We start from the raw sequence: 23,312 nt of genomic DNA on the forward strand, positions 1-23,312 counted from the left end.
TGGCTTACTTGTGGCTTACGAGACTAATGCCGATCATGGAGCTAGCGTCAGATGGGGCGCAAAGCTAGGCGGCATTCCGCAAGATCCAAGAGGCAGTCGATCTTCGCCAAGCCTGCATGATGATTTCAATCGTGCGAGAAGGTCATCGGGCGACATCACTGCATTGAACGATTGTGCTTTTAAAAAAACGGATAGTCGCGGTGGCGCTTTAACTAAGCGAGTTGCCCATCAACTTATAAAGCTAGAGACAGGGGGTCTCATGAAGCGTTTGTTCCTGGTCGCGGCTGCGGCCATGTTGTTTGCTGGTTGTTCGGTGCCGCGCCAAGTGAAAGAAGGTGGTGCGATGTCGGGCCAGCAAGTGTCCTCGCAGAGCAAAGTGCTTCTGTTGAACGTCAGGGATGGTCAGGAGAAGGGACAGGATCCGGCGACCGGTAGTGGACAGGGCATGGTCGCCGCATTGCGCAAGACCCTCTCCGCCCATGGAGTGCCATTGAGTACCAGTCAATCCATGGATCTCTCCAAAGGGTTCGATGAAGCACAGCGCAAAGGCTATGCCTACGTGATGAAGAGCACCATCACCCTCTGGGAAGACAACGCCACCGCATGGTCTGGCAACGGCGACAAGCTAAATATTTCGGTAGAGCTCTACGACGTGGGTACGCATGAGCTGGTCGCCGCGGCGACGGACAAGCGCACGGCCACAGGTTTCACATTCGTGTCCGGAACACCCGACCGCTTTATGGACGAAGTGGCCGCGGGTGCCTTGAGCCAGATCTACGGCTGGCCTGTAAAGAACTGATCAAGGGCGCATACGCGGCAATTGAGGTCAGGGTCAGGTCGAGGCCAAAGCCGGACCATCTCAAACTTCGTTGTAGTCACACCGCCAAGCGACAACCTCAGTCGAATGCCCCAAGGATCATGAGCACGGACGGTATGACGCAGACCGCAGTCAACCCAATTTTTGCCCATGTTGCTCGAACGCAGAGTGATGCGGCGGTGAGTAGGGCAGGTATTAGCGGTGCAAAATTTGTCATCACAATGTGTCTGGATTCATCCGGCGAGAAGCTGCGACAGGAACAATCGACGCGAAGTCTTGTTGGCTAGAGGAAGAGCGACGTCAATTTAACGTCCTGACCGCAGGCTAAGTCGGTAGTCTGCTGGGTATTTTGGAGCCGACATTGACTAATCCGAGCGTTAGACCAAGGACCAACCCAATAACATGAACAAAATTGTTTGACTGGGGATTTGCGAGCCAAGACAGTATGGTTAGGATTGTCGTAAAAACGATCACAATCCACCCGAAGTGCGGAGGGGCCCATCGCCAATTGCGCAATGCAATTCCACCCGCAAAGCCAAATACCGCGAAGACACCCCCAGAGACACCTCCCATGGCTTCCGAATGGAGCGTGGCGGGAAGAAGGCCATACAGGTAAGACGGGAGTATTGCTCCCAAAAGAAAGATAAGTGCGATAGAGCTTCTCTTTGCAAGGGCTGCAGAAAGGCCGGCTGCCATAATTAGAAGAGCGGTATTTCCCGCCCAGTGGGGCAGCCCTGAATGAAAAAGCGGGCCTATGACATATCTCCACGGCTCGCGTTCCGCGATATCATATACAAGGCCATATTTGATAATCATAAGCTCAAAGCCGCCCGAGCGATTTTCAATGAGGTATTGCCCAAGGCCAATGAGAAGCATGAATCCAGCCGCCACTGGAACGGCATGTGTTCTTTGCATATATATCCAAGAAACAAATCTTGCTGTTTCACGCAAGTTGTCTATGTTGGATACAACCAATCTTTCCTGCATTCCAAAAAAGACAGCAAAAAGCGTGGAAAAAATCGTGAGTTTTAGTATGTTTGTAGCAGTCCCATCGCTGCACGCGAAGAAAACCGCCGAGGCAACAGCAACGGACAGCGAAAAATAGAAGATGCTTTGATACTGTAAAGCCATCCTTTTCTGAAGTGCGTGCGTCATCTCTGGCACGCAAACGGCCGGCATGAGGCGCGCTGATGCTGGTGACGCCACCAATATTGGGTCCCATAGGTGCAGCTGTCGTAATGCCCGCTTGACTCGAAGCTCGCCGTTACCTTTCCTGCCAAATGGAGGGCGCCAAAATTGCCATGTGCCATTAGCCTTTGGCAGAAATTCCTCGCTACGCCAATCCATATGTCGCTCCGGATACGATAAAGGAAAGGTGCCTAACGAGGGAAAGGCACCTTTCGCGAGACGTGCTTTTAGTTGGCGTAATAACCAACAATCAAGCAGGCGCCGCCAACTAGCAGGCCGAAAGCGCCAGTTGCCGGGCCACCGGCAAATCCCAGACTGATGATGGCTACGCCGCCATCGCTCCAGCCGAGGCCGCCTGAGACTTCATTGATTTCTTCCAAATTGAGCTCTTTCATGAGCAGTGCTCCATGGTTAATGACGGAAACCCTCCGTCAGAGTACGACGGACTTCTTGCGAAACCCGCTGCGTCAATCTGTGCAAGGTGAAGTGCCACGCTAGCTGAGCGGCGCACTCTTGGTGATTAAAAAAACAAGCGCCAAGCCAATGTGACTGCCATCAGTGCGATGGCGATGTATCGGACCTTGTTGTGCTTACTCATTCCGCCAACAATGCCAAAAATCGTAAGAAGCAAAAGCCACAAAGGGACGCACGCGCCAGGATTGGTTAGCAAAGAACCTCCCGCAATGCATCGTGTCGACCAGGCAACCAAGGGTGATCTCGCAGCTAGCACCGGCACTGGCGCCACCATGAAAGCCAGACAACCGTCCGCTGGATGGTGTGGACCCAGGGCACCAACAAGAACTAAGGGGGTGAAGGTAATTAAGTTCCCCTAACTACCTTCGTCCATATTCATTCGCAATGCCACGATCGTTACCGAAATCCATAATATTCACCATGGAAAATGGCGTTTCCTGGGGTGTGGCGTAGTATTCGGTGAAGAATAATAAGATCTCCGGCTGAGCCCATGCCGTTGAGTATGGAAAGTCCCGCAAGATACGGTGCTGTCTCACGCGAAAAAAGCGAGGACAATAAGAAGGGAATAATGGTCAACGCTACAAAGGGGGCCAGTGCGCTGACAATGATACGGTTCCGACTTTGTTCGCCCAAATAGGCCGAATAGGCCATGAAGCTTTTGGGAAGTATGCCGATAATGGATTGGCTCGATAAGCCGAACTTCGGGTGTGTCATGACGTGCACGATTTCGTGCAGAAATATGATCGAGATCAACAGCGGAATGAATATCTCTGGGGGTTGGTCGAATGTGCCAAAGATGACACTGTTGTCCCATAGTGTTCGCCAGCCAGCAAATAATGCCAGACTCAAAATGAGCCCCCATAGGAGGCCAATTACGTGTAATTTTTGGTAATTTCTTACAAGAATATTTTTTTCTTTAAATGTGCAGTTGACGGCTGGCGGCATTCCATATTTGAAACGCATTTGTATATCCTCTTCCTCTGTACGCGGCGGTCGGAAAGGTTCCGGACCCTTTCCGACCGGATTAACTGCACTCTGCCTGCAAGGCCAAGCGCTGCGTTTCCAGTTGGTGGCCGACCAGTTCATGGGTATCCCTCAGCTGGAGCGGCGGCGAAATTTGCCGACATCGGTGTTCGATCAGATGCGTGCGCCGCTATGAATTCGCGGAGAACCTCAGACTCTGATCCCCGTTTTTGCTATGGCACGTTGGCTTTCGCCTCATTTTCTGGTGCCTGCGCCGGCGATTCTTCTTCGCCCTGTGCTATCAGCCACCCCTCCATCACCTTTCGCACGATTGGGCCCGCGTCCTGTGCCCCCCAAGCACCTGCTTCCAACATAGCTACTACCGCAATGCGTGGTGCATCGGAGGGCGTAAAGGCGATGAACCAAGCTCGATGGCGCGCAGCCAGATAGTCAGCGTCCTTGTTAGTGTCGTAATCATTGGTCCGGCGAGAGAAGCGCTCGGCGGTGCCACTCTTTCCTGCTACCACATAAGGAAAGCCGGTGAACACGCCCTTGGCAGTGCCTCCGGCCACCACCGCCTGCATTCCTTGGTTTACTGTATTCCAGTTGGAAGACTTGCTTATAAGTGAAGGGCCTGTGGGTGGATTATTTAGGGGAAGAGGCGCCTCCTTCATTGCGGCAGTGGCCATTACTAACCGTGGAGCGTGAGGCGTACCACGGTTGGCGAGAGTCGCCGTAGCGTGCGCTAGTTGCAAAGTAGTAACGTTCCAATAGCCCTGCCCGATGCCTGTCATGACGGTCTCGCCGGTGAACCAGCCATTCTTACTGCGTGCGGCCTTCCATTCGCGCGAAGGCAAGATGCCTGTAGCCTCGCCCAGCAGGTCAATGCCGGTTGCATTGCCAAAGCCAAGACGGCCCATCCAACTTGCTATGCGATCAATATTCATGTCCAGTGCGAGGCTATAAAAATAGGTATTGGTAGACAGCTGGATGGCTCGAACCATGTTCACGGTACCGTCGCCTCCACGCTTGTCGTCGCGATAACAGCGTATCTGTCCGGAAATGCAAAACTCTCCAGTAGACTGTACGGTGTCCTCTGGCCGGCGGATGCCCATCTCCAAGCCGCCCAGTGCAAGGAACGGCTTCACCGTTGAACCCGGCTGATAGGCGCTCCTTAAGGCCCGGTTGAGTAACGGCCTGCTTTCATCCTGCGTGTAAAGTGCGTATTCGGCACGGCTAATGCCGTTGACAAACATGTTGGGATCAAAGCTCGGCACGCTAACCAAGGCCAATACCTGACCGTTGCGCGGGTCTATCGCCACGGCCGAGCCTGGACGCCCATTGAAGGCTTCCGTAGCGGCCTGCTGCACGCGCGCGTCGATGCTCAGATATAGGTTCTCGCCGGATACCGGTGGATACGTTTCCAGCACGCGCTGCACGCGTCCGTCGGCATTTACCTCGACCAGCTCATAGCCCGGCTCGCCGTGCAGCACGTTCTCGTAGGAGCGCTCCAACCCGCTGCGGCCCACATGGCTGGTGCCCTTGTAGCGGTCGGCATCAAGCCGGTTCAGGTCGTCCGCATCGATGCGTCCGACATAGCCGACCACGTGTGCGAATAGCGGCCCGAACGGATAGCGGCGAGTCAGGTAAGGCACCACGTCCACGCCGGGGAAGCGCCAGCGGTTGATGGCGAATCGCGCGACCTCATCCTCGGTGAGGTGTAGTTTCAACGGGACACTGTCGAAGCGGCGGTTCTGTTCAAGGTGTTTCTTGAATGCGCCAATATCATCATCATCCAGCGCTATAACGTCAGGAATCTGCGATAACAGTGTCTCTATATTGGGCACTTGTTCGGGCACTATTTCGAGACGAAATGCCAGCGTGTTGTCGGCCAAAAGCACGCCGTTGCGGTCGTAGATCAGACCGCGTGCTGGCGGAATGGTGCGAGGCTTCACGCGATTGTTTTCCGAGCGCAACACAAACTCATCGCGACGTTGCACTTGCAGGTAGTAGTAGCGCCCTACAAGTACGCCAAGCCCCACTAGGATCATCGCAAAGCCGGTCATTGCGCGGGTGCGAAACAGATCCTTTGGGCTGCGAGCCATCTCGGTTGAAATTCGTTTCAATATCATCTGGCAACTAAAGGTAAACACCAGCCTGCTATGAAAGAATCGATATAGAGAGCCACCGAAGAACTTCGGCGGCTCCTATTTCGATAACGATCACGTATTGTTACGTGATCAATGCTGAGGCGCTGGCGTTACCAGAACTCAGCCCACCAACCATCGGCGTAAAATTGATCATCAAAGTACCAAAAACTTCCAAAATACTCTGCGCCACCTGAAATCATTTCGGTCTGTTCGGCGGTGAGTTCTTGCATGTCTCTCTCCATTCGTTATTTGCGTCCTAATTGAGTTGCATTGCCGACAGGACGCGTCACCGGCAAGTCCTTGGTTAAGGCGTCGCGTCTGTGATTGACTCTCTGGTTTCGGTTGTTTTGGTTTGACCGATTGCGATAACTCGCTCAGCGCTTGCGACGGTCTCCGGCCGATGAGCAATGACGATGCGTGTCATGCTCATATGGCTTATCGCGGTATTGATTTGCCGCTCGCGTTCCAGGTCTAAATGGCTCGTGGCTTCATCGAGCACCAGCGTCCTGGGTTGCTGGTACAAGGCGCGGGCCAATATCACGCGTTGTTTTTGTCCACCGGAAAGCGCCGAGCCCATGTCACCTACTTGGCTGAGGTAGCCCATGGGCATGGCGGCGATATCGGCATGGATGGCCGCCAGATGGGCGGCTTGCACCACGCGTTCCGGCCTGGCTTCGGTGTCGAAGAAGCTGATGTTTTCGGCGAGGGTGCCTGCGAAGAGCTGGTCGTCCTGCATGACGGCAGATACCAGGCGGCGGTAGTGCGACAACCCCAGGCGTTGGATATCGATGTCGCCGAAGCGGACTTCGCCGGCGGTTGGCTTGAGCAGGCCGAGCACCAGCTTGGCGAGCGTGGTTTTGCCACAGCCGCTGGGGCCGACGATGGCGACACTTTCGCCGGCCTCGATACGCAAATTGCAGTCTTTAAGAATCCACGGCTCATCCTCGGCGTAGCGGAAGCTCACATTGGAAAGTTCGATGCTGGCATCCGCCGGCTCGAAGGCCTGGGCTTCGCCGAATGATTCAGGAAGGGTCAGGGCGATGTCGGCAATGCGCTCGGCGTGAAGCCGGAGCATGCGGAAGTCCACCCACTTGTCGACCAGCCCGATGGCTCGACCCGTGAACTGGTCTGCGTAGGCGATAAAGGCGATCAACATGCCGGCGGAGAATTTGTTGTCTAGCGCCAGGGCAGCGCCGATCCAGACCAGGGCGATGCGGCCGAAGCCAAAGAGCAGTTGATTTGCCAACGTGAATGCGATGCTCAGACGCTGGATGCCGATATCGCGGTTGGCGGTGGCGACGGTGGCGTTGGCATAGCGAGCCTGTCGTTCGCTCTCCTTGTTTGCCAGCTTGAGGGACATGGCGCCGCGAATGGATTCCAACAGCTCCGTCTGCTGGCGAGCGGCATAGATGATTTGTTCCTCGCTGGTTCGCCGCAGTGGCTTGAAGAAAGCCCACCGAACAAGCCCATAAACCGCGAATAGCCCCGCCACCAGCAGGGCGAGCCACACGTTGTAGAAACCCATGACCACCAGCGTTACCAGCGACATGGCGCCATCGAGCAGGGAGCCGATAAATTGCGTGGTCAGCGTTTTCTGGATGCTCTGGATGGAGCCGAAGCGGGATACCACATCGCCCATGTGCCGCTTTTCGAACCACTCCAGCGGCAGGTGCATCAGGTGGCCGAACAGGTTGCTGGCCCACTGAACATTGATGTTCGTCCCCAGCCACATGACGACCCAGGACCGAGTCGCGCCGGCGATGGCCGAGAAGGCGGTGATGGCCAGGAACCCCAGGCCGAGCAGCGTGAGCAAATCCCTGTCGGCCGAGACGAGCACCTGGTCGATTACCCATTGCATGTAGAACGGGGTGGCCAAGGTGAACACTTCCAGTGCCACTGCGAGCAGCCCTATTTGGAACAGGGCAGGTACCAGGCCGCGCAGGCGTCCGGTCAGGGCTTGCAATGCCACCGGCTGCCGCTCCCTGGCGGGCGAGAAATCGGCCGAGGGTCTTAGCTCTAGGGCGATGCCCGTAAAGTGTCTGGATACCTCATCGAGCGGCAGTCGGCGGATGCCCTGTGCCGGGTCGTGGACGATGGCGACATCGCGCTTTAGGCGCTGGAGCACGACGAAATGGTTCAGGTCCCAGTGCAATACGCAGGGCGTCTGCAGCTGGCTCAGGTGATCCATGTCCAGGCGGAGGGGACGGCTAGCGAAACCCAGCTGGTTGGCCATAGCGCCCAGGCGCGTCAGCGTGATGCCCTTGAGCGACGAGGCGAATCGGCGGCGCAAACCAGCCAAGTCCACATCGTGGCCGTAGTAGCTGGCGATCATGGCCAGGCAGGCGAGGCCGCATTCGGTCGCCTCGGTCTGCAGCATCATGGGCAGGTGTCGCGACCAGCCGAATTGCAGGGCGGCCAGGAAACTTTTTCGAGGCGTCTGCGCCGCGTGGGTCGACCCGTCAGCCATGGGCGTTCCCCTCCAGCAGGCGATGACCGATGCCGTACAGGGGTTCGAACACCCACTCGATCAGGCGGCGCCGCTCCATAAGGATGTCTGCTTCCAGCACCATGCCGGGCTTGATCGGCTCAGGCTTGCCGTACGCCTGGACATGCTGCTGGTCCAGTAGGACCTGGATGCGGTACACCGGCTCGTTGACTTGCTGGCCAATCAGTCCGCCGGCTTCCGACGGAGATAGAGCGCTGCGGGAAACGTTGCCTACAGTGCCGTATTGCTGGCCGAACTTCTGGAATGGATAGGCTTGGTAGCGCAAGACCACCCGGTTGCCGGGTTCGATAAAGCCGATGGCCCTGCTCGGCACAAACAGTTGGGCCTGGAGTTTCGATCCGGAAGGAAGGATGGAGACCAGGGGCTGGCCGCTGGCCACCATCTGGCCTTCCTTGGGAAGCATTGTCGAGATCACGCCGTCTTGCGGTGCACGCAGCACCACCGCACGCTCTGCCTCGTTTTGCGCCATGGATTGGCCGACAGAGGCCAGTTGGCGTTCGGTGTCGTTGCGCTTGCTGGCGGCATCCAGGGGCAACTGCGCCCGCTGCTGCTGGGTTGCCGCGATTTGCTGGCGTGTGTCTAGCTTTTGGCGAACCAGGGCTTTGTACTGGGTCTGTGCATCCAGCACCGTGGTTTCCTGTTGCTGGATCTGCAGTGCCGAGACATAGCCTTTGCTGGCCAGGGGCCTGATGCGTTCCAGCAGCGCCTGATTGCTCATGACCTGGCGTTGCTGAATGGTCAATTGGTCGTCGATCTGCGCAAGCTGTGATTGGAGCAGGGTGAGCTTGGTTTGCAGCGCACCGTGTTGCTGCCTTGTCGTTGCTGCTTGCGTCGTTAGGTCGGCTTGCAGGGCCGCGCGCTGCGATTCCAGTTGATGGCCGACCAGTTCATGGGTATCCCCCAAGGCGGCGCTGTCCTGATGGCTTGCCACCTCCATCAGAACGTCGCCGGCCTTGACCGCCTGACCTTCGCTGACGGCGATACGGACGATAGTTCCGGCGCTGGTGGCTGTAAGCGTCAGCAGGCCGGCGCTGGGTACCAACTGGCCAGTGACTGATTCGCGGCGCGTGTATTGGCCGATAATGAGGAACAGCAGCAATGCTGCCGCCACCGTCGAGAAGAAGGCTATGGGGATCCACCGCGATGGTGGAGAGACGACGATGATTGAGCCAAGCCACTCATCGTGGCGCCCCTGCGCCACCTCCGGCCTGAACAATGGTCTTTCCGACACGCTACGACTCCCCTGTGTTTGGACGTCCATCTGCCGAAATTAGGCATGACATGGAGTCCGTACAAAAGGATGGAGTGGCGCTAGATCCGTAGGAATACCCTGAAAATCCGCTGGATAAACCTCAAGCACGACATAAGAGTGACGCGTGTCGCAATGAGCAGATTGGTAGATGCTCACTGACGAGTAATGGCCAGTTAGGCGAAACGTTGCCTGGCGGTATGAGCAAGAAGCGATCTGCCGATGGGAGGCAGACGACCAGAGTAGTCGCTCATGCAGCGGATGATCATTGCCATGGACATTGCGCATGGACACGTACGTTGCTGGCGTGTCTTAACTACCTCTCAGGCGACGTCGTTGAGCGATGACACATGGGCTGGTGCTCAGCGAGGTGCTTTGCGTGGTGATCGCTGACAGGTGAAGGAGTGCTATTTGCTGCTTCGGCAGGCCATTTTCGGTCTGGGTAAATGACTGAGTGCCAGTGGCCACGACACAACGTCTTGAAGCGCGGACCGCATGAGCGGCAACCCATGGAACCCGCTGACCGTCACAATCCAAAAGTGGGGCATCAACGGAAGCGAGGGGATGGGGGCGACTTCGCTTCGGCTGACCGCGCAGAGTGCCTCTTCATACCCCGCTCCGGCGGGGCGGCCCACAGCATGGGAGCCGCAGCGGGCTCTAGGTGACTATGGCGTAGCAATAGCGCCCATCCTCATCGCTCCCGGCCCGCCAGCAACGAAAGCGCCCTGCATGGGGGCGCAGGCAGTTCGCAGAGGCGATGCTAACGGTGCCTGCCGTGCGCCGGGCGGCTAAGCGGTGCGGTCGGTGTCCGTGAGGGCGAGCGGAAGTCCAAAAGCCTTGAACAGATCGGGGGCGGCGGGCTTCACGAATAAGGTGAGCGAGGAAATCGCATCCTGTTCAAGCGCAAGCAGATGGAGAGAGTGTGCATCCCACGCTGCATCGGCCGACCGGCGGGAGTAGAGCGCGAAGGCCGGCTGGCGATTCGCCGCCGTGGGAACAAGGCGAAAGTCGAGATAATTCTTCCATGCCCAGTCGAAGAACCGATGGATGTTGTCTCTTCCTGCATACCACTGGAGCAGCGGGGGCATGGTGTAGACCGCCTCTTCCTTGAGCAGGGCGACGAAGCCATCCAGGTCCCTTTCCTCCCAGGCGCGCACATAACGCGCGAGTAATGCGTGCTGCTCGGGGTTGGATGTCGCGGCCACAGGCGGGCGCCCATCGGGGTAGCGGCGCGAGAGCGTCTCGCGTGCCCTTTGCCTGGCGCTGTTGACCGACGCGGTGGTGCCGCCAAGCAGCGTGGCTGCTTCCAGCGTGGACCAGCCAAGTACGTCGCACAACAGCAGAGCGGCGCGCTGGCGTGGTGGCAGCTGCTGGATGACCGCGACAAAAGCCAGCTGCACCGCTTCGCGGGACGAGTAGCGCGCGTCGGGGCTGGGGGCATCATCGGCGATGCCCTCCAGGTAAGCGTCGGGGTAGGGTTCGATCCAGGACGCTTCGGCGGGAGGCTTGCCGTCGGGCATCTGGTCGGTGGCAGGCACCTGCTGGTCGGGCAGCAGGCGTGGTGCACGCTTGCGGCTGGCGATGGCGTCGAGGCAGGCGTGGGTGGCAATGCGGTAGAGCCATGCCCGCAGCGGTGCGCGCCCCTCGAAGCTGGCGAAGTTGCGCCAGGCGCGCAAATAAGTCTCCTGCACGAGGTCTTCCGCTTCGTGCAGGGAGCCGAGCATGCGATAGCAATGCAGCCGCAGTTCACGCCGGAAAGGCTCGGCAAGTCGCTCGAAGGTCTGGTTCGCTTGCGTCATGCCGTACTTCTCGTTGGGTGCTTTCGCCCCTGAAACGGACGTCGATAGGGATTCCGTAATGAGCGTCTGCATGATGGCGGCCCTCAGGGCAAGGCTTCAAGGCCCGTGCCCGAGAGGAGAAACGCCTTGCCTCGGGCCACATCAGGTTGAATAGCCAGTTCGATCACGGCAGCGGCCGCATCGGCGCGCGAGGGCGGCGTTCCCATGCTGCCAATGAAATCCTCGGCCGGAATGCCCAGGTAGCGCGAATAGCCGGCAACCGCATATTTGCCAAGTGCCGTGTCCGGCATGATGCGCGGCGCGAGTGCAACAAAGCGCAGGCCAAGCCCGAGCCGGTCGGACTCCTTCTGGGCGTAGCTCGCCATGAACATCTGCGTGCGCTTGGCGCCCGCGTACCCTCCGGAAATCGGTGAGCCGCCGATGGCCGCGCCGCTGGAAACCAGCACGATCGAGGCGCCCGAACCCAATGGCAGCGAAAGCGCCGCCTTGCAGAAGTGGAACGCGATCTTGACGTCTGATTCCCAATTGATTGCGAATTCACTCCAACTGAGTTCATGCAGGGGCGCCGTAGGCGGATAGGCGCCGCCACAGATAACCAGGATATCGGGCCGAAGCGCGTCGAACACCTTCGACGGTGCGTCCTCGCGTGTCGCATCGAGAGAAAGCGTTTTTACGCCGGGACAATCCCGCACCAACCGCCTTAGCGGTTCCTCCTGGCGCGCCACGGCGAGTACATGCCCGCCCTCACGCGCAACTGTTTCCACAATCGCCCTGCCCACGCCACTGCTGCCGCCAATCACGACCACGTTTTTTCCCGCCAAACCAGACATAAATCCTCCGATGGCCCAAGGGGCATGTTTTTCGTCTCACTCATAGGACGGGCGCGGAGGCAAAAATTCATCGGTGATGGATGGCTCGACCCGATTTGAGGACGGGCGGGGGAAGGTGTGATCGGGGCAGGTTGTCCTGGGGAGCGCGGTTGGCACGCTTGGAACGTCTGTCCCTGGGCCCTTAGCGAACCTGGCGTGCGGCGGGCGCTAAGGGGGGTACAGCAGGCAACCTGGAGGCCGGGGGCATGGCGGCAGTCGTCGCACCCGAAGCGGGCATCCTGGATAGAGGTTCAAGTGCCTGGACGGGACCTGGTTTCCATATGGCCGCGTTACTTAAAACCGGAGGGTGTCGGGTATGCTTTCGTCATGACTCCACGCCAGATCCATGCCGCCCGCTATGTCACGCCGTTGCGCGAAGGCGGCTCGTTGCCTGCCATTATCGAGGGCGATGACGACGGCTTGTACGTGCTCAAGTTTCGCGGTGCGGGGCAGGGTGCGAAGGCCTTGGTCGCCGAATGGGTCGCCGGCAGTCTCGCCCGCGCCTGCGGGCTGCCCGTGCCGGAAATTGTGTTCGTCGAACTCGATGGCGACCTGGCGCGCACCGAGCCCGACCCCGAGATCCAGGATCTGATCCGCTCCAGCGCCGGGCTAAATCTGGCGCTGGACTACCTTCCGGGCGCGATCAATTTCGATCCGGTGGCCGAACACATTGACGCGACATTGGCTTCGCAGATCGTGTGGTTCGATGCCTTCGTTAGCAACGTCGATCGCACGGCACGCAATCCCAATCTGATGATGTGGCACAACAGGTTGTATTTGATCGACCACGGCGCCGCACTGTATTTCCACCATGCATGGAACGGGCGCGATGTCGATCCGACGAGGCCGTTCTCGTTGATCCGCGATCACGTGCTGCTGTCATCGGCCGACCGTTTGGCCGAGATCGACGAGGCGATGGCCGAACGTCTGATGCCGGCCGTGATCGAAGACATCGTTGCAGCCGTACCGGACACCTGGCTGCAAGGTCCGGATGCATTTGCCGATGCGGCGACCCAGCGCGCGGCGTATAACGATTACCTCGTCCGCCGCCTCGCGGCCCCGCGGGCCTTCGTACAGGAAGCCATTGATGCGCGCGCATGACAGCTACGACTATGCTGTGATCCGCGTCGTTCCGCGGGTGGAGCGCGAGGAGTTTGTCAACGTCGGCATTCTGCTGTCTTGCGCGGCGGCGCAATACCTGGAAGCGCGCATCGAACTCGACGAGGCGCGATTGCGCGCTCTGGATCCCGCCATCGATCTCGTCGTCGTGCGGCGTCACCTGCAGAGCTTTCCGATCATCTGCCGCGGCGGCCCGGACAGCGGGCCGATCGGACAGTTGCCGTTGCGCTCGCGTTTCCATTGGCTGACCGCCAAACGCAGCGCGATCATCCAGACTTCGCCGGTGCACACCGGGCGTTGCACCGACCTGCCCGCGATAATGGAGCATCTGTTGGAGCGGATGGTCCGCGTCCGCTAGAACCGGGGGCAGAGTGCACTTTCCCCTTCCAGCTCTGGCTTGGGAAGTCGACCCCGACCCTGGTTTTAGGTGCGAGCAAGTAATTGACGATGGAAGGGCTGCTTCCGACCCGATATAGGTAGTCCGCCCCGTTCTCAGTGACCATGTCACGGCGGCCAGATCGCTGGCCGCGAGGGCGGGACTTGCACCGGCCGGCTACGAATATTCCGACCCAAACATCCGATGTTCGCCGCTTCAGTTTCGAGCCGACCGGTGCGCTTGAGCTCACCAACGAATACTCAGGGAACGCCGCGTGGCCGGCTCTCTATATCGACTTCGCCGAGCTCGGGCACGCAAGTCTCGTGTCGTGATCACGTTGCGAGGTGACTTATGCGCACACATCGGGATGACGAGTTCACTGTGTTCATCGGTTTGGACTGGGCGGATGCGGAGCACGATTTCTGCTTGCAGCCTGCCGGCTGCGACGCGCGCGAGTTCGGCACGGTCGCGCATCGGCCCGACGCCATCGAGGCATGGGTGCACGCGCTGCATCAGCGCTTTGGTGGACGCATCGCCATCGCGTTGGAGCTGACCAAGGGGCCGGTGGTGTATGCCCTGCAGAAGTACGATTTCCTGGCACTGTTCCCGATCGATCCCAGCTTGCTGGCCAAGTATCGTGAAGCGTTCAAACCCAGTCGGGCCAAGGACGATCCGACCGATGCGCAGCTCGCCCTGGAGCTGATGCTGCGCTACCCGCACCGCTTCACGCCACTCAAGCCACAGAGCGTGGCCATGCGCACCTTGGGTTTCCTGGTTGAGCAGCGACGTCTGCTGGTCGATGACAAGAAGCGTCTGGTCAATCGCCTGGGCCATACGCTCAAGCAGTATTACCCGCAGGTTTTAGACTGGTTTGAACAGCACGATACGGTCGTCTTCAGTGACTTCCTGCTGCGCTGGCCCACGCTCAAACAGGCGCAGCGGGCACGGCAGGCCACGCTGGAAGCCTTTTTTCGAGCGCACAACGTGCGCCGTGCCAGGGTCATTGCCGAACGCGTGCAGGCGATCCACACGGCGATGCCGCTGACCGAGGATCCCGCAGTGATCACCACTCATCAGCTGCTGGTCATCGCCTTGGTCGAACAATTGCAGGTCGCTCTGCGCGCCATTGAGCGTTACGACGAACAGATTGCGACCCTCGCACCCACGCTGCCCGATTACGCGCTGTTCCATGCCTTGCCTGGCAGTGGCCCGATCCTCACGCCACGGCTGCTGGCCGCCTTTGGCGAACAACGCGACCGCTTTGCTTGCGCCGAGCAACTGCAGCGCTACTCGGGCGTCGCGCCGGTGACGCGGCGCAGCGGTAAGAAGAGCTGGGTGCATTGGCGTTGGCAGTGCCCGACGTTTGTGCGACAGACTTTCATCGAGTGGGCCGCGCAGACCATCACCCGGTCGTTCTGGGCCGGCGCCTTCTATCGCCAGCAGCGGGCCAAGGGCAGCCCGCACCAGGTGGCGGTACGGGCGCTCGCCTTCAAGTGGATCCGCATCCTGCATCGCTGTTGGCAGTCCCGCACACCCTATGACGAGTCGCGTTACCTTAAGGCCCTGCAGCGCCGTGGCTCGCCCTTGCTCGCCGGCCTGGCTTCGTCACATAGTTGACGGAGCGCCTCAGGGCGTGAAGCGGACCTTTCGGAAGTGCCTTGATTGAGCAACAGCAGCAGGGTGACCAACACCAGCGCCTTATTCAAACAGTGCCAGATCGCTGCTCAGTCATTACCAGCCCCGCACATCGAGCGACGATGACCTCTGGCTAGACAGCCGAATATGAGGAACAGTGATCGCCGTGTGAATCACCGGCTGCCGGACGAAACGGACGGGGTGGACATAGATATGGGTGGTTTTGGCTTCGATGGCCCTAGACGGTGCCTTATCCCCTACCTGTGGACTCTCTCCGCGGGCATTGCCTTGTTCTGCGGTCGAGCGTGGTCGTCTGAGATCAGTGACACGAAAGCTCATCTGGTCCAAGAAGGGGTGACGCCAACATTGATCTACGATGGGAGCGTTGTTGCAGATACCGCGGGAGGAACGCGAACGGGTAAGGCTTATGTCGACAATCTTCGATTGCAGCTTTCTTTGGATGGAAAGCGCCTCTTTGACATGCCCGGCTTCACCATTTTTTCTCAGGTGCTATCGATACATGGTGGTCAGCCGAGCCAATTCGTTGGTGACGCTCAGGGGGTGAATAGCTACGCGGCCAAGTCGGCATTACGACTCTATGAGGCGTGGGGTCAGTACAGCTCGCCCAATGGGCGATGGTCGTTTCTCGCAGGTAGATATGACCTCAGCTCAGAGTTTTACCGCCTTGCATCGAGCGGGCTCTTTTTGAACAGCTCGTTCGGCACCGGACCTGAATTTGCCCAGAGCGGCATCGCCGGTCCATCCATCTTTCCCGACACGTCGATTGGCGCCAGGCTGACCTTCAAGCCCACGCCAGGCATTCTGATCCGCACGGCAATCATGCACGGCGCACCGGTCGATCGAATCGACAGTGAATCGCGATTCCCCGGGCAGGAGGAGGGCTGGCTGGCTGTGTCCGAAGTTGCCGTCCTGACGCGGCCCGCCACCGATGACGTACGTGGGCTCGCCCGATTCAGAACGGGACGTGGCGCAAACTTCCCTGCATACGACGGCAAGGTGGCTATTGGCCTATGGCGCTACTCCGGCACCTTCCTGGACCTAAGTCTCCTTGACGCCATGGGCCGCCCCATAGTGCACAAGGGTAGCCAGGGTGCCTATGCGCTGGTAGATCAACAGCTATTCCAGTCACTCGCGAATCCAAGTAAGCGAATAGCCGGCTTCTTGCAATACGGTGTCGGTGATGGACGAGTCAATCGATTCGCTTCATACCTGTCCGCTGGGGTTGTGGCGGCAGGGCTGATCGATCGCAGGCCGGATGACGAGATTGGTATGGCCATCAACCAGGCTCGAAACGGCTCGCACTACGTCGAGTCTCAGAATGCGATGGCGCTCCCGGTCACGGCCGCCGAGTCTGCAATCGAGGTTACCTACCTCGTGCAGGTGAATTCGTGGCTCGCGGTACAGCCTGACATCCAATACGTGATTCATCCAGGTACGACGCCAACACGAGCCAATGCCACTGTCCTACAGATCCATCTTCAACTGATGCTCTAGTGCCATGGCACTCCCTCACAGTGGCGTAAGTATCTACGTTCGCCGTATTCCTGGAACTGCCAGAAGGGAAACGTGCACTTCGTAGAACGTGCGGAGCTAAGTTCCTGTGGACCTCTACGTTGCGGATTCCGGTGCGGGCTCAACCGGTCAACGCAACACCCCAATACCGGGCCGGCGGAACGCTCGCTACAACAAGCACTGGAACCCAATAACGCTACCCGAAGACCACAACGCTGTGTGCCTTGATTCCAGGGAAAACTAACGTAATGGACGAGCAAGATCGTTTGGCGGGCAGATAAAGAAAGCTAGCCTTTGAAATACCGAGGAATTGCGATCTGATCAAAGTGTTGCGTTGACCGGTTGAAACGGCAACCCATAACGGACATATGTTGGCATGATGGCTGCGGGAAAGAGGTGGGGGTAGCTATGGAGAGGGCGACACCGTCGTGCCTTAATTGGACGTTGCGGGCGCTTTGCCTAGCCGCTCTGCTCATTGGCGCCTGCCTCGGCTTTATCTGGATAGCGCTGCCTTTCACTGACCATCCCGACGGGGGCTATGCGCCCGCTGACATCATCGAGACACTAGTTGTCCCGGGCCTATTCTTGAACATTGCCTATGTATGGGTGTTCGCGCGAGCGCGACACGCGGAGCAACTTGCTGTGCTTTTGCTCTCGATTCCGATTGTCGTCCTAGGGCATTGCGTGACTGCCATCTTCATTGCGCACCACGCTCATAGATGGCTTTTCGAGACAATCAACATTCTTTTGGCTTTTGCGGTCGCGCGTGGCGTGCTTGCAATTGGACATGCCTACGCTCGTTTTCGCTCGATCGCGTGATGTCCGCAACCCACAGCGGACATCGCAATCGATGCCCCGACTTGCAGGCGGCTGATCATTCAGCGGTTGCTGGAATAATCCATCCGCCTTAGATCGTCCAGCAAGCCTGGGCCGCCAGGATGCCAATCCAGGGTCTTGCGTGTCCACGCGCTTGACGCCAATAGGTCCATGCCGACGAACCCGGCCAACCATCCGAAATGGTCTTGCGCGTCGCTCGGCGGGATGGACTTTACGGGCACACCCAAGCCCGCGCCGATCGCTTCGGCGATATCGCGAACACGAATGCCTTCTTCGGCAACGGCGTGATAGCGTGCGCCCGGTTTGCATTTCTCGATCGCAAGCCGATAGAGCTTCGCCACGTCGAGCACGTGCGCAGCTGGCCAACGGTTGAGCCCTTCGCCGACATAGGCCGATACGCCCTTTGCGCGTGCCACGGCGATCAACGGACTGATAAGACCTTGCTTCACCGTGTCATGCACCTGCGGAAGCCGCACGACCGACACCGCGATACCCGTTGCGAGCAAATCCGCGCCCGCGACCTCTGATGCCGACCGCGGATTGGGATGTTCTGTATTGAAGACATCCTCGGTCGCGGGCTTGCCTGGCAGGGCACTTCCCATGCCCGTTCCAGAGGTGATCAGCAGCGGACAGTCGGAGCCTGCCAGTGCCGAACCCATGGCCTTGATGGCCTGTCGATCCTTTTCACAGTTGGCGACGAAGTTGGAGAAATCGTGATCGAACGCGGTGTGGATCACGGCATCCGCCTTGGCCGCGCCGCTGCGCAGACTGTCCAGATCCTCCAGGTGGCCGCGATGCACCTCGGCGCCGGCGGAGGAGAGCGCATGTGCCCCCTCATCCGATCGCGTCATGCCAAGAACGCGATGCCCGGCGGCGATCAGCTCCGGCACGATCCGGGAGCCGATAAAGCCAGTCGCGCCGGTCAGGAATATGCGCATGGGAAGCCTCCAACGATGGGTATGGGATATAACTTATCCCGGCGCACATACTGGTAAAGCAGTGACATTATCAGGGTATAAAAACCAACAGGATCGGCATGTCTACGCCTAACGGCAATCAACTCGGCATCTACTTGAAAGACAGGCGCAGCCGGCTCGATCCGGCTGCCTTTGGCTTCACTGGCGGGCGCAGGCGCACGCCGGGCCTGCGCAGGGAGGAGGTCGCCCAGCGCGCCAACATCAGCCCCACCTGGTACACCTGGCTGGAGCAGGGGCGGGGAGGAGCGCCCTCGGCGGATGTGCTCAACCGTATCGCCAACGGGCTGATGCTGACCGAGCCGGAGCGCGAACACCTCTTCATACTCGGCCTTGGTCACCCGCCCGAAGTCCGCTACAAAGCCATCGAAGGCGTCACGCCCAGGCTGCAGCGTGTACTGGAGGCGATGGAGGTCAGCCCTGCAATCGTCAAGACCGCCCTGTGGGATGTCGTGGCCTGGAATCGCGCGGCGGCTGTTGTGCTCACAGACTACGGTGCGCTACCGCCCGCAGAGCGGAATATTCTGCGGCTGATCTTTTCCAATTCACGGGTACGCGCCGCGCAGGAAGACTGGCAGAGCGTGGCCCGGTTCGTTGTCGGCGCGTTTCGCGCAGACGCTGCGCGTGCAGGTGCTGTTGCGGAGATCGGCCAGTTCGTTGAAGAGCTGGCCCGGCAGAGTCCCGAGTTCGAAGCGTTATGGCTGGCCAACGACGTCAATGCCTACGGAGAGGGCGTAAAACGACTGCACCATGCCGAACTGGGTCTCTTGGAGCTTGAGTTTTCCGCCTTCGCTGTTGATGGGCGACCGGACCTGGGAATGATCGTATACAACCCGGCGACTAGTGCAGACAAGGATCGGATTCGTGCGTACATCGAGTCACGGGTAGCGGTGGGTTAAAGGCCTGCTTCCGACGACGGATTGAGCTGGTCGTGCAACACTCTTGCTGCTCGCGCAGTCTCTGGCGTGTTGCAACGGTCGGCTGAATCCGCGACCCGATGCGGACATCACTGCCAGGCTAAGAGCCAACGAGTCGGGAGAAGCCAATGGCGATCTTTGAGCGGCTCCGTACGTGGTGGTCTGCGCGGCGTCCGCTTCCTCTAGATCGACGTCTCGCAGTTGAATTCGATGCGGAAGTTGTGCGAGTTCGCGTCCTGGAACGCATGGACGAGGATTGGGAGCAGTGCTTTCGCTGGGACGACGTGGTCAAGGTATGTTTCAAGGATGAGGGGATATACGCCTCTGACATCCTTTTCATCCATCTGCGCGATAGGGAAAAGCCAGCAGTCGTCCTGACCGAGGCACTTGGTGGAAACCAGTTCTTCGGGGCGCTTTGCGAGCGAGGCCTTTTTCCACTACATGTCATGAAGGCAGCTATTCGTGAAACGGGCGGTCGTATGCATTGTTGGCCCTAGCGCCCGTTTACGGCGCGATGGGAATTGTTCGTTTCCAACCCTTAGCGCACACGAAGGTCGAGTAGCGCACCCATGGAGCGCGCCACTCGAATTGCATGGTTCTGGTTCGGGCCGGCGTCCCGTCAGGATTTGATGAACGCGAGAAGGTCGGGGTTGAGGACGTCGGCGTGGGTGGTCAGCATGCCATGCGGGAAGCCCGGGTATGCCTTCAGCTTACCGTTTGCGAGCAGGTCGACGGCGCGCGGCACCGCGCTGCCGAATGGGACGATCTGGTCGTCTTCGCCATGCATGACCAGAACCGGCACAGTGATCTTCTTCAGATCTTCGGTGTAGTCCTCCAGCCAGGAGGAGACGGTTTCGTAATGGGCCTGGGCGCTGCCGGCCATGCCTTGTCGCCACCAGTTTGCGATCACCGCCTCGGACGGCTTGGCACCCGGACGGTTGAATCCGTAGAACGGACCCTCCGGGACTGCCCGGTAAAACTCAGACCGGTTGCCGAGCATGCCTGACCTGACTGCGTCGAACCATTCCCGCGGCTGGCCGGCAGGGTTCGCGTCGGTTTTCACCATGTTCGGCGTCAACGAGGCCACCAGTACTGCCTTGGCGACCCGCTCCTGGTGGCGGGCAACGTAGCGGGCCACCTCGCCGCCGCCGGTGGAGTGCCCGATGTGGATCGCGTCGCGGAGGCCGAGGTGTTCGGTCAGTGCGGCGAGGTCGGCGACCCAATGATCCATGTCGTTGCCGGTGCCGACTTGCCCGGACCGACCGTGCCCGCGCCGGTCATGGGCGATCACCCGGTAGCCGTGCTGAAGGAAAAACATCATCTGGGCGTCCCAGTCGTCGGCCGACAGGGGCCAGCCATGACTGAAGACGATCGGCTGACCGGACCCCCAGTCTTTATAGAAGATCTCTACGCCGTCCGTCGTGGTGATCGTAGCCATCTCTGACACCTCCTCTCGTGGTCTGTCCCCTGGCGTCTTGGGCGGTGCACTCCGTTCAATAGCACCGCTGGCGTGATTCCGTTGTCACGGCGTTATCGCGGCGCGTGTCATTGCCATGCTTGTTGAAGCGAAGCAGCGAGATTTGAAAGCTCCGTTTTTGACCGGAATTTGAAGCGAGCGACAGCAGCCTGCAAAGCCGTCCATGCCGGTTCGATTCCGGTCCAGGCTTCCACCATAAAAATGCGTAAGCGCCCTTGGCGAGCAACTCGGTAAACCTTTGGCGCGGCGCGCTACTGTTTGATCAGGCCGAATCGCATCAGGCTTTCCGCGGAGGCAACAATGGCCTCTTCGCTGGATCGTGGCGTCCACCCGAGCAGGCGAATGGCTTTCTCGCTGGAAGCATTCATGTTCCTGCCAAGCAGGGTGGCGATGCCTTTCAACGTGGGGTTGCGACGGGCCAGGAGGCGTATGAGCCAATTGGGTACTTCGCGTTTTGGCACCCGGCTGGCCGATGCACCCAGGCGACGATGCAACACGTTGGCCACATCAATCAGCCAGAGGCTTTCACCGGCAATGGCGATGAAGCGTTCGCCCTTGGCATTGGGGTGAGTCATGGCCCTTAGATGCAGGTCGGCGACGTCCCTCACATCGACAAAGCCACAATTCACCTTGGGGCATCCGCGTTGACCGTTCAACATGTTGGTGATCATGCGGACGGAGTGCGAGTAGTCGGGCCCAAGCACGGGGCCAAGCACGGCGGTTGGATTGACGACGGACAATTCCATTCCGCCTCCCTCGCGTGCGATGAACTCCCAGGCCGCACGTTCGGAGAGGGTTTTCGACTTCTGGTACGGCCACACGTCGCCAGACAAATCGCTCCAGTCCGTCTCGTCAAAAGGCCGATCCAGCTGGAGGTGTCCAGCACAGATCGCACCGAAGGCGGATGTGAGCACCACGCGCCGCACACCGGCATCCCGCGCCGCGCGAAGCACCCGCAGATTGCCGCCCACCGCCGGCTTGATCCAATCCTCTTCGCTCACTTGGTCGCCCGAGGGCGTGGGCGAGGCACCATGCAGCACATACGTGCAGCCGGCCGCCGCCTCTGCCCAGCCACGGTCATCGCCCAAGTCGGCGACCACGAACGACAGCCGATCGTTGCCGACCGCACCGCCTGCCTTGAGGTTGGCTCGAACTTCCGGCTCGCGTTCGAGTGAACGGACGGTCGTGCGCACGCGATAGCCTTCGCGCAACAAAGCCAACATGCAGTGCTGCGCAATAAACCCCGTGCCCCCGGTGACCAGTACCCATGAATCGCTCATAGCCGTGCCCTGATGTGTGAGGCGAGCAGGTTAGACACGGAAGGTCGTACTGTGAATAATTAATCGTGCGATATATTTGCGCGATAGTACGAGCATGAGCGCGGATCCCTTCTCCGACATTCTCAAGTTCACCAAGGCGGAATCCTTGGTCACGGGCGGCTTCAGCGCCGGCGGCGCGTGGGCGGTGCGCTTTCCAGCGCCGGAGAAGATCAAGTTCTTCGCCGTGGTGAAGGGCTGCTGTTGGGTTCGCATCGAGGGCGAGCGCGAACCGGTGCTCTTCCAGACGGGCGACGTGGGTTTGCTGACGGCGAAGCGCTCCTTTGTGCTGGCCAGCGCACTGGATCTCGCACCGGTCGACGCCATGAGCGTCTTTTCGGGCGCGGGCAAGACATCGGCGCACCTGGGGTCCGGCGATGACTTTGCCCACATTGGCGGACACATCCTGCTTGATTCGACCAGCGGCCAACTGCTGGCGGATGTACTGCCGCCATGGATCCACGTTCCGTCCAGTTCGCCGCAAGCGGCGGCGTTTCGCTGGCTGCTCGATCAGCTTGTGGAGGAGCGCAGCACCGCGTTGCCAGGTGGCCAGCTCGCGTCGGCGCATCTCGCGCAGCTTCTCTTCATCCAGATCTTGCGCGCGCATTTGAGGACACCCGGCCAGGCGCCCGCTGGCTGGCTGCGCGGGTTGGCCGATGAACGCATCGCTCCCGCACTTCGATTGATGCATGGCGCCCCCGCGCGCGCCTGGCAACTGGAGCAGCTTGCCAAGGCATGCGCCATGTCGCGCACGACGTTCGCCTTTCACTTTCGCACGATTACGGGTGTCGCTCCGCTCACCTACCTTGCGCAGTGGCGCATGCGCCTGGCCGAGCGCGCGTTGCGCGAAAGTACGCAATCGATCGGCTTGATTGGCCAGTCGGTGGGGTACGCGTCCGAAAGCGCATTCACCCATGCCTTCAAGCGGGCCAGGGGCCAGTCGCCCCGGGCGTTTCGGCATGCCGCCAGCAAGAGCGATTCCGTCGGTTCCTGACGCGCCGACAATTTCAATGTCCGCAACCCGCAGCGAACATTCCTGCGCCTATAGTCAACGCCGGGCTTGCCTGGATGGTTGGCCGACGATGGAATGGTTCGCAAAGCCGGTGCCTTGGT

The 23,312-nt window shown here is 59.5% G+C and carries 19 protein-coding genes; 8 read left to right on the plus strand and 11 right to left on the minus strand.

The window, feature by feature from the left end:
- Positions 1–259: 259 nt before the first annotated feature.
- Positions 260–799 carry a DUF4823 domain-containing protein gene (locus tag JMF82_RS13735; RefSeq protein WP_201315132.1) on the plus strand — a complete coding sequence of 180 codons (540 nt, stop codon included), beginning with the start codon at positions 260–262 and terminating at the stop codon, positions 797–799.
- Between the two features lie 342 nt (positions 800–1,141).
- Here the strand turns inward: JMF82_RS13735 and JMF82_RS13740 are convergent, their stop codons facing one another.
- From JMF82_RS13740 to JMF82_RS13775, 8 genes are all read right to left on the minus strand, one after another.
- Positions 1,142–2,164, minus strand: coding sequence for a rhomboid family intramembrane serine protease (locus JMF82_RS13740; protein WP_201315133.1), 1,023 nt, complete (start codon positions 2,162–2,164; stop codon positions 1,142–1,144).
- Positions 2,165–2,232: 68 nt separating this feature from the next.
- Positions 2,233–2,400, minus strand: coding sequence for a hypothetical protein (locus JMF82_RS13745; RefSeq protein WP_201315134.1), 168 nt, complete (start codon positions 2,398–2,400; stop codon positions 2,233–2,235).
- A gap of 475 nt (positions 2,401–2,875) precedes the next feature.
- Positions 2,876–3,565, minus strand: coding sequence for a DUF3267 domain-containing protein (locus tag JMF82_RS13750; protein WP_201315135.1), 690 nt, complete (start codon positions 3,563–3,565; stop codon positions 2,876–2,878).
- A gap of 110 nt (positions 3,566–3,675) precedes the next feature.
- A complete protein-coding gene (gene mrdA, locus JMF82_RS13755; RefSeq protein ID WP_201315148.1) occupies positions 3,676–5,574 on the minus strand; it encodes a penicillin-binding protein 2 in 1,899 nt (632 codons plus the stop codon).
- Positions 5,575–5,896: 322 nt separating this feature from the next.
- Positions 5,897–8,059: a peptidase domain-containing ABC transporter gene (locus JMF82_RS13760; RefSeq protein ID WP_236585471.1), complete on the minus strand. Its 2,163-nt coding sequence runs from the start codon at positions 8,057–8,059 to the stop codon at positions 5,897–5,899.
- Positions 8,052–9,329 carry an HlyD family efflux transporter periplasmic adaptor subunit gene (locus tag JMF82_RS13765; protein WP_236585472.1) on the minus strand — a complete coding sequence of 426 codons (1,278 nt, stop codon included), beginning with the start codon at positions 9,327–9,329 and terminating at the stop codon, positions 8,052–8,054. Before JMF82_RS13765 ends, JMF82_RS13760 begins: the two co-directional genes overlap by 8 nt.
- A gap of 806 nt (positions 9,330–10,135) precedes the next feature.
- A complete protein-coding gene (locus JMF82_RS13770; RefSeq protein ID WP_201315137.1) occupies positions 10,136–11,146 on the minus strand; it encodes a sigma-70 family RNA polymerase sigma factor in 1,011 nt (336 codons plus the stop codon).
- Positions 11,147–11,229: 83 nt separating this feature from the next.
- Positions 11,230–11,976, minus strand: coding sequence for an SDR family oxidoreductase (locus tag JMF82_RS13775; protein WP_201315138.1), 747 nt, complete (start codon positions 11,974–11,976; stop codon positions 11,230–11,232).
- A 366-nt stretch (positions 11,977–12,342) separates the two neighbouring features.
- Between JMF82_RS13775 and JMF82_RS13780 the strand changes: the two genes are divergently transcribed.
- The 4 genes from JMF82_RS13780 (at position 12,343) to JMF82_RS13795 (ending at position 16,660) form a co-directional block, all read left to right on the plus strand.
- Positions 12,343–13,116: a HipA family kinase gene (locus tag JMF82_RS13780; RefSeq protein WP_201315150.1), complete on the plus strand. Its 774-nt coding sequence runs from the start codon at positions 12,343–12,345 to the stop codon at positions 13,114–13,116.
- On the plus strand, positions 13,103–13,492 hold the full coding sequence (locus JMF82_RS13785) for a DUF3037 domain-containing protein (RefSeq protein ID WP_201315139.1): 390 nt from the start codon (positions 13,103–13,105) through the stop codon (positions 13,490–13,492). The genes JMF82_RS13780 and JMF82_RS13785 overlap by 14 nt, the downstream gene beginning before the upstream one ends.
- A gap of 369 nt (positions 13,493–13,861) precedes the next feature.
- Positions 13,862–15,127 (plus strand): IS110 family transposase, encoded by a 1,266-nt coding sequence (locus JMF82_RS13790; protein WP_201315140.1) that lies wholly within the window; start codon positions 13,862–13,864, stop codon positions 15,125–15,127.
- Between the two features lie 186 nt (positions 15,128–15,313).
- Positions 15,314–16,660: a carbohydrate porin gene (locus JMF82_RS13795; protein ID WP_201315141.1), complete on the plus strand. Its 1,347-nt coding sequence runs from the start codon at positions 15,314–15,316 to the stop codon at positions 16,658–16,660.
- A gap of 896 nt (positions 16,661–17,556) precedes the next feature.
- Here the strand turns inward: JMF82_RS13795 and JMF82_RS13800 are convergent.
- Complete coding sequence (locus JMF82_RS13800) at positions 17,557–18,453, minus strand: SDR family oxidoreductase (RefSeq protein WP_201315142.1); 897 nt, start codon at positions 18,451–18,453, stop codon at positions 17,557–17,559.
- A 98-nt stretch (positions 18,454–18,551) separates the two neighbouring features.
- Here JMF82_RS13800 and JMF82_RS13805 point away from each other — a divergent pair, with 98 nt between their 5' ends.
- Together JMF82_RS13805 and JMF82_RS13810 are read left to right on the plus strand one after the other, a co-directional pair.
- Entirely contained in the window at positions 18,552–19,388 is an 837-nt protein-coding gene (locus JMF82_RS13805) for a helix-turn-helix transcriptional regulator (RefSeq protein ID WP_201315143.1), read from the plus strand.
- Between the two features lie 146 nt (positions 19,389–19,534).
- The gene (locus tag JMF82_RS13810; RefSeq protein WP_201315144.1) at positions 19,535–19,903 is read left to right on the plus strand and encodes a hypothetical protein; all 369 of its coding nucleotides are present in this window, start codon (positions 19,535–19,537) and stop codon (positions 19,901–19,903) included.
- A 122-nt stretch (positions 19,904–20,025) separates the two neighbouring features.
- Here JMF82_RS13810 and JMF82_RS13815 read toward each other — a convergent pair whose 3' ends face one another.
- Positions 20,026–20,844, minus strand: coding sequence for an alpha/beta hydrolase (locus JMF82_RS13815; protein WP_201315145.1), 819 nt, complete (start codon positions 20,842–20,844; stop codon positions 20,026–20,028).
- Positions 20,845–21,134: 290 nt separating this feature from the next.
- Entirely contained in the window at positions 21,135–22,163 is a 1,029-nt protein-coding gene (locus tag JMF82_RS13820; RefSeq protein ID WP_201315146.1) for an aldehyde reductase, read from the minus strand.
- A 94-nt stretch (positions 22,164–22,257) separates the two neighbouring features.
- On the opposite strand from JMF82_RS13820, the gene JMF82_RS13825 reads away from it, so the two are divergent.
- Positions 22,258–23,193: an AraC family transcriptional regulator gene (locus JMF82_RS13825; RefSeq protein WP_201315147.1), complete on the plus strand. Its 936-nt coding sequence runs from the start codon at positions 22,258–22,260 to the stop codon at positions 23,191–23,193.
- The last annotated feature ends 119 nt before the right edge of the window (positions 23,194–23,312 follow it).

It is taken from the genome of Dyella sp. EPa41 (assembly GCF_016586165.1).
GTDB lineage: Bacteria > Pseudomonadota > Gammaproteobacteria > Xanthomonadales > Rhodanobacteraceae > Dyella.

Coding starts and splice junctions, on each gene's coding strand:
- JMF82_RS13735 (WP_201315132.1), top strand. CDS start 260: ATGAAGCGTTTGTTCCTGGTCGCGGCTGCGGCCATGTTGTTTGCTGGT.
- JMF82_RS13740 (WP_201315133.1), bottom strand. CDS start 2,164: ATGGATTGGCGTAGCGAGGAATTTCTGCCAAAGGCTAATGGCACATGG.
- JMF82_RS13745 (WP_201315134.1), bottom strand. CDS start 2,400: ATGAAAGAGCTCAATTTGGAAGAAATCAATGAAGTCTCAGGCGGCCTC.
- JMF82_RS13750 (WP_201315135.1), bottom strand. CDS start 3,565: ATGAACTGGTCGGCCACCAACTGGAAACGCAGCGCTTGGCCTTGCAGG.
- mrdA (WP_201315148.1), bottom strand. CDS start 5,574: ATGATATTGAAACGAATTTCAACCGAGATGGCTCGCAGCCCAAAGGAT.
- JMF82_RS13760 (WP_236585471.1), bottom strand. CDS start 8,059: ATGGCTGACGGGTCGACCCACGCGGCGCAGACGCCTCGAAAAAGTTTC.
- JMF82_RS13770 (WP_201315137.1), bottom strand. CDS start 11,146: ATGACGCAAGCGAACCAGACCTTCGAGCGACTTGCCGAGCCTTTCCGG.
- JMF82_RS13775 (WP_201315138.1), bottom strand. CDS start 11,976: ATGTCTGGTTTGGCGGGAAAAAACGTGGTCGTGATTGGCGGCAGCAGT.
- JMF82_RS13780 (WP_201315150.1), top strand. CDS start 12,343: ATGACTCCACGCCAGATCCATGCCGCCCGCTATGTCACGCCGTTGCGC.
- JMF82_RS13785 (WP_201315139.1), top strand. CDS start 13,103: ATGCGCGCGCATGACAGCTACGACTATGCTGTGATCCGCGTCGTTCCG.
- JMF82_RS13790 (WP_201315140.1), top strand. CDS start 13,862: ATGCGCACACATCGGGATGACGAGTTCACTGTGTTCATCGGTTTGGAC.
- JMF82_RS13800 (WP_201315142.1), bottom strand. CDS start 18,453: ATGCGCATATTCCTGACCGGCGCGACTGGCTTTATCGGCTCCCGGATC.
- JMF82_RS13805 (WP_201315143.1), top strand. CDS start 18,552: ATGTCTACGCCTAACGGCAATCAACTCGGCATCTACTTGAAAGACAGG.
- JMF82_RS13810 (WP_201315144.1), top strand. CDS start 19,535: ATGGCGATCTTTGAGCGGCTCCGTACGTGGTGGTCTGCGCGGCGTCCG.
- JMF82_RS13815 (WP_201315145.1), bottom strand. CDS start 20,844: ATGGCTACGATCACCACGACGGACGGCGTAGAGATCTTCTATAAAGAC.
- JMF82_RS13820 (WP_201315146.1), bottom strand. CDS start 22,163: ATGAGCGATTCATGGGTACTGGTCACCGGGGGCACGGGGTTTATTGCG.
- JMF82_RS13825 (WP_201315147.1), top strand. CDS start 22,258: ATGAGCGCGGATCCCTTCTCCGACATTCTCAAGTTCACCAAGGCGGAA.